This window comes from Bartonella taylorii 8TBB (assembly GCF_902825155.1).
Classification (GTDB): Bacteria; Pseudomonadota; Alphaproteobacteria; order Rhizobiales; family Rhizobiaceae; genus Bartonella; species Bartonella taylorii_A.
The window spans coordinates 1-1109 of record NZ_CADEAG010000034.1; the positions used below are offsets into that span (position 1 = coordinate 1).

Here is a 1109-nt window from a genome sequence, read left to right on the forward strand (position 1 = left end):
TTAACAGCAGCGATTACGAAATATTTTGGTGAATTTAAAGCGTATGACCAAATTGATGCGGCACCAGAAGAGCGTGCACGTGGAATTACCATTTCTACAGCGCATGTTGAATATGAAACAGAGAAGCGGCACTATGCGCATGTTGATTGCCCTGGTCACGCGGACTATGTGAAAAACATGATCACGGGAGCAGCGCAGATGGATGGAGCGATTTTGGTTGTTTCAGCTGCTGATGGTCCGATGCCTCAAACACGTGAACATATTTTGCTAGCACGTCAGGTTGGTGTCCCAGCGATTGTTGTTTTTCTCAATAAGGTTGATCAGGTTGATGACGCTGAACTTTTGGAGCTTGTTGAGCTTGAAGTGCGTGAGCTTTTGTCAAAATATGATTTCCCAGGAGATGATATACCAATCGTTAAAGGTTCGGCACTGGCAGCGCTTGAAGATAAAGATAAAAGCATTGGTGAAGATGCGGTTCGTCTTCTGATGAGTGAAGTTGATAATTATATACCAACACCTGAGCGTCCAGTTGATCAGCCATTTTTGATGCCGATTGAAGACGTTTTTTCGATTTCAGGACGTGGGACGGTTGTTACTGGTCGTGTTGAGCGTGGTGTCATTAAAGTTGGTGAGGAAATCGAGATTATAGGTATTCGTCCGACATCTAAGACGACAGTTACAGGTGTTGAAATGTTCCGCAAGCTTTTGGATCAAGGACAAGCTGGTGACAATATTGGTGCGTTGCTTCGTGGAGTTGATCGTGAAGGAATTGAGCGTGGACAAGTTTTGGCGAAGCCTGGTTCAGTTACGCCTCATACACGCTTTAAGGCAGAGGCTTATATTTTGACGAAAGATGAAGGTGGTCGTCATACTCCATTTTTCACGAATTATCGTCCTCAATTTTACTTCCGCACGACGGATGTGACGGGGATTGTTACTCTTCCAGAAGGAACAGAGATGGTTATGCCTGGTGATAATGTTGCGATGGATGTTTCTTTGATTGTTCCAATTGCCATGGAAGAGAAACTTCGTTTTGCTATTCGTGAGGGCGGTCGTACTGTTGGTGCAGGAATCGTTTCTAAGATCATTGAATAAATAATGGTTGTTGA

General features: G+C 44.1%; 1 protein-coding gene. It reads left to right on the forward strand.

The window, feature by feature from the left end; all coding sequences use genetic code 11:
* A partial coding sequence (tuf, locus tag J7R13_RS08490) for an elongation factor Tu (RefSeq protein WP_208438279.1) occupies window positions 1–1095 on the forward strand: 1095 nt, incomplete at its 5' end.
* Window positions 1096–1109: the final 14 nt, after the last annotated feature.